The organism is Bartonella sp. AC535YNZD (genome assembly GCF_042196625.1).
GTDB lineage: Bacteria > Pseudomonadota > Alphaproteobacteria > Rhizobiales > Rhizobiaceae > Bartonella.
In genome coordinates this window covers 13,318-21,182 of record NZ_JBHIQP010000003.1, presented here as the reverse complement: position 1 = coordinate 21,182, position 7,865 = coordinate 13,318, and the positions used below count along the sequence as shown (strand labels likewise).

At 43.1% G+C, this 7,865-nt stretch carries 8 protein-coding genes; 6 read left to right on the top strand and 2 right to left on the bottom strand.

Annotated elements, in window-relative coordinates; translation table 11 throughout:
• Nucleotides 1–2,224: 2,224 nt before the first annotated feature.
• Nucleotides 2,225–2,794, bottom strand: a complete 570-nt coding sequence (locus ACFIM8_RS02745; protein WP_375614460.1) for a hypothetical protein — start codon at nt 2,792–2,794, stop codon at nt 2,225–2,227.
• A gap of 133 nt (nt 2,795–2,927) precedes the next feature.
• Between ACFIM8_RS02745 and ACFIM8_RS02740 the strand changes: the two genes are divergently transcribed.
• From ACFIM8_RS02740 to ACFIM8_RS02720, 5 genes are all read left to right on the top strand, one after another.
• On the top strand, nt 2,928–3,191 hold the full coding sequence (locus ACFIM8_RS02740) for a hypothetical protein (RefSeq protein ID WP_375614459.1): 264 nt from the start codon (nt 2,928–2,930) through the stop codon (nt 3,189–3,191).
• 6 nt (nt 3,192–3,197) lie between these two features.
• Complete coding sequence (locus tag ACFIM8_RS02735; RefSeq protein ID WP_375614458.1) at nt 3,198–3,359, top strand: hypothetical protein; 162 nt, start codon at nt 3,198–3,200, stop codon at nt 3,357–3,359.
• Between the two features lie 99 nt (nt 3,360–3,458).
• Nucleotides 3,459–3,863 carry a hypothetical protein gene (locus ACFIM8_RS02730; protein ID WP_375614457.1) on the top strand — a complete coding sequence of 135 codons (405 nt, stop codon included), beginning with the start codon at nt 3,459–3,461 and terminating at the stop codon, nt 3,861–3,863.
• Nucleotides 3,864–4,024: 161 nt separating this feature from the next.
• Nucleotides 4,025–4,513 carry a hypothetical protein gene (locus ACFIM8_RS02725; RefSeq protein ID WP_375614456.1) on the top strand — a complete coding sequence of 163 codons (489 nt, stop codon included), beginning with the start codon at nt 4,025–4,027 and terminating at the stop codon, nt 4,511–4,513.
• Between the two features lie 164 nt (nt 4,514–4,677).
• Nucleotides 4,678–5,127: a hypothetical protein gene (locus ACFIM8_RS02720; RefSeq protein WP_375614455.1), complete on the top strand. Its 450-nt coding sequence runs from the start codon at nt 4,678–4,680 to the stop codon at nt 5,125–5,127.
• On the opposite strand, the gene ACFIM8_RS02715 is transcribed toward ACFIM8_RS02720, so the two are convergent.
• On the bottom strand, nt 5,118–7,229 hold the full coding sequence (locus tag ACFIM8_RS02715; protein WP_404977462.1) for a toprim domain-containing protein: 2,112 nt from the start codon (nt 7,227–7,229) through the stop codon (nt 5,118–5,120). The two genes, ACFIM8_RS02720 and ACFIM8_RS02715, sit on opposite strands and share 10 nt — an antisense overlap.
• Nucleotides 7,230–7,488: 259 nt before the next feature.
• Between ACFIM8_RS02715 and ACFIM8_RS02710 the strand changes: the two genes are divergently transcribed.
• Nucleotides 7,489–7,865, top strand: a 377-nt coding sequence (locus ACFIM8_RS02710) for a hypothetical protein (protein ID WP_375614454.1), incomplete at its 3' end; no start/stop codon positions are given.

Sequence of the window (7,865 nt, the reverse complement as noted above, 5' to 3'; positions counted from 1 at the left end):
GGTATCCCTTGAGGGGAAGGATGCACTCTTTTTGAAGGCTAGAGTGCATCCTCATAGATTGGATACTGCCTCATGAGGGTTTGGCGGTATCCCTTGAGGGGAAGGATGCACTCTTTTTAAGGGCTAGAGTGCATCCTTTCCATGGATTGAATGTACTCTTTGGAGGCCAAAGTACATTCATAGGGAAAGGCATATTCCATAAGAAACAGAGATAACAAAAAAATTTGTTTTTATATTTTATATTGATAGGTTGCTGTATTTGCGAGGGCTATTCATTCTTTATTCTCAATATTTAAGATGATTATGGGATAAGGGTTGTTCGTCAATACAATCGTAAAAGACGCTGAGTATTTTTATAAAAATTGAGATATTTTTGTGCCTTTTTCTTGTTTTTTTTGTGTTTACACAAGATATGCACGGCTTTTCAACAGTTTGTTTTTTTTAGCTTTGCTAATGGCGTTGGCTAAACACTTCAATTGTTTTAACTGCTTCAATACCGTCTTAAAAAAACAGTGCGTTATAATATGACAAAATAAGTTGTATAATTTTTGATTCTTACGCGATGCTAGAAAAAGGGGAATGTTAGGAGAGATGTTGTCTATATTCTTAGTTTATCTCTTAAGTTAGGAAAATTAACATACTTTCCGAATCTATTTTTTATTCGGTTTAACGGTTAAAGAGCAATAGCTGAATGGAATCATACTTGTCTCATGTTTTTATTCTCACGCCTTAGATTTTTTCTCATAGGGATTTTATTTTTTAATGGGGGATTTTATTTTTTAATGGGATTTTACGCGACTCACGTAAAATAGAATGTTCTAAATAGAATATATTTGTGTAGCGCATTTACGTACTTGTTTAAAAATATTATGTGATCTTATCATCACAATTATATTGGTGATTGGGGATATTGGTAAATCTGATAATGGAGAAATTTCTTGTGAAGTGGATAAGCCCTTCTTTAAATTCTCATAAGGGGAAAGCCAGCACTATCATACTATTCTCACCTCATGTGATGACAGCCTTTGGCTCTTGAGCGTGTTCATAAGAGGCATTTTGATTCTTTATCTTTGAAATCTTTGAAGTGCTTTATTTCATATGTCTCTTATGTTTGTAATGTGGAAAAGACAAGGTGTTGATTGATTCAACATAAATAAGAGAATCTTGCGATATTCTGCTCTCTTAATTTTAATCTGAAGAACAATTGATTGTGATTATACATCAGCCTATTGGTGTGATACGATAAAGAATATCATCAAATATTAGTCATTCTATTATGGTGTAAAACAGCTTATACCGTAAAACACTATCCTTTAAGGTTTGGTGATATGAAGCAAGCTTTTTGGGATATGTTTTAAGTGTTTTTTAGGGGCGTGGTGAATCTTTGAGACAGAGCAATCTTCTGTTGCGCCTTGAGTTTAGCGGAAAACCCTGAATAGAAGCCAAGAGGGAATAGAAGCCAAGAGGGAATGGAAGCCAAGAGGGAAGTGTATCCAAGCTGTTTGTAAATCAGATTGAGTTAAGAATCTTTGTTCTTTAAGAATGGAACGCAAGTCAATTTGGCAAAAGAATGATCTATTTTGCGGGTAGACCTTATAGAGAAATATCACAAAGCTTCATAAGGAAGTGATTGAAGACAATACAGTTACAAAAAAGTACAGTCATAAAAAAAGTCCTCCGTCGCAATCAGAGGACCAAAAAGCAGGAGAATTTTAACATTGACTCGCAGGACGTGTCAAAAAAGAATAAATTTAAAAGGCCGTACTAAATACAAAAAAATCATACTTAAAGAATCTAACACATTATAATTAGCAGAGAATTGAAAAAATAGCAATATAAAAAATACTTTTTACAAAAAATTTTGTCATTTTGCATTAAAACTTAATACTTTTTTCAATTGAATATTTATTTTAAGACTCGATATTAATTAAACTATATTTAAAAATATTATGATGCATGCAAGCATTTTGAGAATATTCTTCAATAAAAAACGCATTAAGAGCCCCCATGATTATAGGATTGATATGGGGGAAGGATTTTTGTTTTTAAGAGTGCGGGGTGTATCTTAAGTATGTGTGAGGGGGGTGAAGTATTGTCCTTTTGGGTGGGGGCAAGGTGATGGAAATAGGGGCGAGAGCTGCTGGATGGTTGAGTTCGTGTGTGGGGGAAGGGGCTTATAGAGGGAGCGGGAAGGATGGGAGGCCGCTTAAAATGGCGAGGGAGATTATTCAAAATGTTTATGGTTTGCATATCCCCAATGAAATGCGAGCAAGTCTAAACAATCTCGTAAATGATCGGCAAGGGAGTTTTGTTTGCGTTTTGAAAAACTTAATTCTTTGATCGCTTGTCCGTGGCCTATAACCCGCTCAAGAAGAGAATAGCCAAGAATACCAAGTTGAACTTTAATGGTTTTTAATTGATTGGAGGCTGCTATTTGACGTTCAATGGGGTGTGTGTACCCTTGGCTACAGGAAACCTTTTCACGGGTGTAGTCAAGGCTCATGTGGAGATCGGCTTGGCTTTGACGCCAGTAAAAATAAAAACGTTCTGCCGCTTTATATTGGGCTTTGCTGAGATGCCCTTTGGCATATAAAAGGGCAATGGGATGGCTTTGTGCATTGGCAATGGCTTTAATCGTGCGCGGGTTACTGGAACTTTCTGGATGATTGGGTTTAAAATAAGGATTACGCGTTTCTACAGGGATTTCTTGCGTCTTTAAATGACCAATGTGCTTTCCTTGATTTTGATGATCAAGCGGGCAGGTTTGCATGTTTTTTTTCTCTTGATGGCTCATAACATCTCCTTAAAAATTTTAATTTTGATTCTTTCATGTTTATGCAAAGAAACGGGATTGTGCTGTTGTATGCTTGTTGAGGAATAGGTTTTTATATCTGCTTGTTGCGTGAGGGGACGTTTTTCAAAAGGGTGTGGGGTGGTGGTTTTCTTTTGCTGCTGTCATTTGTTTGTACGAGAGATTTATACGGGGGCGGGGATTTTGTGGGAGTGGTGTGTGTTGTTCTCTTTGTGGTTCTGGCTTCTTTAAAGGATGGGCGTTTTGTTGCATGATGGGCATTCTTTCTGATTTTATTGCTGTGGGGGGAATTGATGTCGCAGGATTTGGTTTTTTGCCATGGTTGATGTTTTTCTGCCTCTTGGGAGCTTTATTTCTATTTATGTGGGGAGGTATTTGAGGGATCATGAAAGGAAGAAATTTTTTTAAGAGGATGGGGTTTGGGGGGCTTTATTGGCGGGGATCTCATGTTGTTTATACGGTTGCTGAACGCATGGGGTGGCGCTGGCTTTGGTTCTTAATTCCGTGGGGGTATCCTTTTGGGTTTTGTCATTGGGCTGATTTATAGAGGTGTAAAGCATCTTGTTATGATTTGGCTCTTGAAAAGAGAGGGGTTTTGTCGCATGGTGGATATTTTTCTTGAGTGACTTGATGGGGGAGGTGAGTGATGGCGCGCGGGCTTTTGTCTTTGAAGGGATTGGTGTTTAGCTGTATTGTGGCCTATGTCTCTGTGGCTGTTTATGTGGAAATGAAGGCTCTTGGGATGACGTGGGGCATATTTTTACGAGCTGTGGCGTTTTATGGCATTCCCGGTATTTTCCTTATGTTGGGTTATGAAGTAATGCAGCGGCGTGGTGTAACGAAGGGGTTGTTCCTCAAGATGGTGTTGTTGAGCTTCATTTTGGCTGCTCTCTCTGATTTTGTTTATGCGCAAGCCGAGCATTTGGGTTTGACTCAGGTGTGGTTCTTAAACAAGTGGGTGTTTTATGTCCTTTTGGGCTTTGTCCTTGCTCTTATTTATAGACGGGCAAGGCGTCTTGGGTTTAGGATTTCATTCTTTGAAAAGGATTGATCTTTTGCGGCATTTTGGGCATGATCTTTGGTTTTTATTGATGAAGGAGCGGGGCGTATGGTGGTTGCGCGGGACATATTTTTTAAGGGACTGGCGTTTTGCTGCATTTTTGGCTTGGTTCTTGGCTTTGCTTATGAGGATGCGGGGCGACCGGCTATTCCGTGGGAGGTGTTTTGGCAGGGGGGGTGATTTCTTGCATTGTTGCAACTGTCCTTGGTTTGGTGCATTTGGGCGTCAAGAGTATGCCTGTTGCTTGGCAAGTTTTCTTAAAGGCGGTTATGTTTTGTTGCATGATGGGCTTTATCCTGTGGTTTGCTGCTGTGGGCGTCAGGGATATGGATAGCATAAGGGCGGTATTCTTAAAGGGATTGCTCTTGTCTGTATTGTTGAAAGTGCTCTTGGGGTTCTTTATACGCGAGCAAGGTGATACGGTGTTACAGAGGTTGTTGCGTGCTTTGAATTTTGTGCTGTTTTTCTGCATTTTGGCACCAATCCTTTGTTTTACCCGTCTGGGAGCAGAGAATCTAGGGTTGAGCTGGCTTTGGTTCTCGGATGAGAGGGTGTTGCCCTTTATTGTTGGATTTTTTTCTCCTTTGATTTATCAGGGTGTAAGGCGTGCGCGTGTTCTAGGGGCTTGGTTCTTAAAGTAGGGGGTGTTTTTCTTCTCCATGGGTGTGATCTTTAATGTGCTTGCTGTGAGGGGTATGTGATGTCGAACGATTTGTTTTTTTTTGCTGTTGTTGGTGTTTTTCTACCTTTTTATTGTTGTCGTTATGTGTACTTATAAGGTTTCCAAGCGCTTCGATATTCCGTGGTGGCGGGTGGCGTTTTATTGTATTTTTGGTCTTTCCCTCCTTTTGAAGGAAGTGCTGTTTTACGGCGTTTTAGGAGTCGTCCTTTTTTTAGCTCTTGTGGGGATGGAGAATATGGACATACCATGGGGACTATTGTCCTTGATGGGGCTGGTGTTTGCTGCATTGTTGGAGTGGTTTTTGATTTTGCATATGAGGGGGTGGCGAGATGGGGTGGTGACGCATTGTTTGTGGTTATTGAAGGGGGGGGCGCCGTTGTTGGAGCGAGCTTTTTTTGTTTGCATTTGGGAGTAGAGAATCTAGGGTTGAGGGGGCTTTGGTTCGCGAAGGATTGGGTGTTTTTCGTCATTTGTGGATTGATCCTTCCTGTTGTTTCTATGGGAGCAGGGCGTGTGCGTGTGAAAGCGGTGGCGTTTTTAAAGAGAGTGGGGTTTGTGGGGTATTACAGATAACGTCGAGGGAATGATTGTTCAAAAGAACAGCGATAGCGGTAGGTTTGGGGATCAAACCAAAGCCCTATTTTGCCTTCAAAATCACCAGAACGTTGTTTGGCAATATTCATAATAACGCCGGGGCGTTTGGCTAAATCTGCTTTTTCTTGTGCGAGAGAGGCGGCAAAGATTTTGTCTTCTAACGGTCGATTGCGCCAAATGGTGATGATGTTAAAGGCATTGGCGCCAATCTCTGAGGCGCCTTTAATGTCTTCTGTGCTAGGGATATCTTTATCCAGACCGCTTTTGCGGGCATGGGCGACAAGGTGAATGTGCACACTGTTTAAAACAGCCCAATCAACCATTTTATAAACGGCTTGTTCTTGTCTTGCATAATCATCAGAGGCAATGCCAAGCCGCATCAAACTGTCGATGATAAATTGATCGCAGCCATAGCGCGCACGGCAATAGTCAAAGACATCAAGCAAGGTGTCAACGCTTGATTTGCCAACATGCTCATAAAGAATAAGCCCTTCATCTAAAAAATGAAGAATCCGTTCAATTGTCTCTTTTGTAGGCTGTTCTAAGCCGCCCGTTTGTTTGGTTAAACGGCGGAGCGATTGTTCTCCTTTCATCTCCAGAGACGCTAAGCAAAGCCGACTGTTTTGCGCAATCCAATGGGGAATACAGTCTGATAACAATTGGCTTTTACCTGCTCCACTGGCACCGCTCCATAGCGTTAATTCTGCTGGGCGGAAATGCACTTTGTCCTTCAGTTTAGGATAGGGAACCGTATAACCAAGATGTTTTTCAGGCTCTGGCCAAAACAGTCCGATGACTTTGTCTTTATAGTCTGAGGCGCGCCGTAAACCTTCTGGTGCAAAGCTTTTTGCTGAGGAAAAGGCTGCTTTTATGGTGGCTCTATCAATCCCTGCGGTTAAACAGTCATTGGCATCTTTAAGGGGTAAACGGACACGGTAGCAACGGTGGCGTCCAAGCCTGTTGGCAATCTCACGGGCTGCTTCTTCACCAGGCTTATCCATATCGGTGGCTAAAAAAATTGTTTCAAAAGCTTCTAAATGATCAAATTCATTTTCAATCCAATTGTGCTTTCCTCCACTGCCTCCTCCAAAGGGGACAGAGACCGCCGGATATCCATAGGCGGCTAAGGAAAGTGCATCAATTTCTCCTTCAGTGATGACAATGGTACGGTTTGTTGAAGAAAAAATGGGAAACGGTGCGCGCTCCATTAAGGGGGACTGCTGAGGCGCCTGCGTGGCGGCTGGGGTTGATGAGGGTGCGTGTTGAGGCGCCTGCGTGGTGGCTTGGGTTGATGAGGGTGCGTGTTGAGACGCGTGTGGAGCGGCTGGGGTTGATGAGGGGGCGTGTTGAGACGCGTTTGTGGTGGTGGGGGTTGATGAGGGTGCGTGCTGAGGCGCGTGTGGAGCGGCTGGGTTGGTTGAGGGTGCGTGTTGAGGCGCGTGTGGGGCGGTTGGGGTTGATGAGGGTGCGTGTTGAGGTGCCTGCGTGGCGGTTGGGTTTGAAGGGCAAAGGGCTTGCCAGCCAAACAAAATCGGTTCACAGTGTGCTGCTGTAGGTTTTGTTTTTGCTCCTGCTTGCGCAAGCCGTTCTTTAACTAAAGCAAGGGTGCCATCGGGTTTATAAAAGGGAAAAATGATTTTTTCGCCATCTTCTCCTATGCGGTAACGCTTTATAATCTCTAAAGGAATGTGGCGTTCTTTGTGGAGATAGGTTTTTACAAGATTTTGCGGGGGGCGCCCTGTAGGGACCGGTGGACGGCGATAGGAACGATGGGGTGCCATAAAGGGTTTGGGGCGTGTCAGATTGAGAGCCGCGCGTGCTTCTTCTAAAGCTTGAGAGAGACTAATGCCTTTGACTTCACACCAAAGGTCTAAAAGATCTCCTCCAATGCCTTCTGCAAAATCATACCAAAGCCCTGCTTTGCTGCCGCTTAGGCAAATCGATAAACTTTGACCTGCCTCACCACGTGTGTTGCCTACAATCCAATTGTTGCCTCGTTTGTGCCCTTGGGGAAGAAGCATTTCTGCTATTCTATCTGCTTGTGAGATAAGTTTTTGTTTGATTTCAAAAATTGTGCTCATGGTCATTCGTCTGGTGAATATATTGTTGTTTTTTTCAGATGTGAGAGGTGAGAATTCTGTTTTACTGTTCTCGTTGTTCGATCACATGGTGAAAGGTTTTGTGCTATGCTGTCCTTTTTTGTGCGGGACTTGCTCTATCCTGAAAGTTTTTGAAATGGCTGTGTTGGTATCTGTTTGCCAAGGGTTTAGGAAGGTGGTGCCCTTTGAGAGGGGCGCGTTGGAAGCAGGTAGGGTGGATGATGCAAGAAGGTGGGGGGGGATGTCTGAGAGGGTGGTGCATTTTGGAGTCCTGTTTTGGGATACCTTGGCATGTGTTGGGATGCCTGTGTGGGAGGGGGAGTGCCAAGGAGTTTGCTTTTCATTGAAGGTTTTTGAAGCTGCTCTGTTGATGTCTGCTTGCCAAGAGCATGGGAAGTGGCACCTTGAGAAAAGGAGGAAAGCGGAAAGGAGGAAGGGGGTGAAAGAAGGGTGGGGTGGATATGTCTGTGAGAGGGTGGTGCATGCTGGAGTCCTGTTTTGGGATACCTTGGCATGTGTTGGGATACCTGTGTGGGAGGGAGAGTGCCAAGGAGTTTGCTTTTCATTGAAGGTTTTTGAAGCTGCTCTGTTGATGTCTGCTTGCCAAGAGCATGGGAA

What these genes read in the sequence shown, in the direction of transcription:
- ACFIM8_RS02730 (WP_375614457.1), top strand. Translation starts at nt 3,459, where the DNA reads ATGGCGCGCGGGCTTTTGTCTTTGAAGGGATTGGTGTTTAGCTGTATT.
- ACFIM8_RS02745 (WP_375614460.1), bottom strand. Translation starts at nt 2,794, where the DNA reads ATGAGCCATCAAGAGAAAAAAAACATGCAAACCTGCCCGCTTGATCAT.
- ACFIM8_RS02715 (WP_404977462.1), bottom strand. Translation starts at nt 7,229, where the DNA reads ATGAGCACAATTTTTGAAATCAAACAAAAACTTATCTCACAAGCAGAT.
- ACFIM8_RS02735 (WP_375614458.1), top strand. Translation starts at nt 3,198, where the DNA reads ATGAAAGGAAGAAATTTTTTTAAGAGGATGGGGTTTGGGGGGCTTTAT.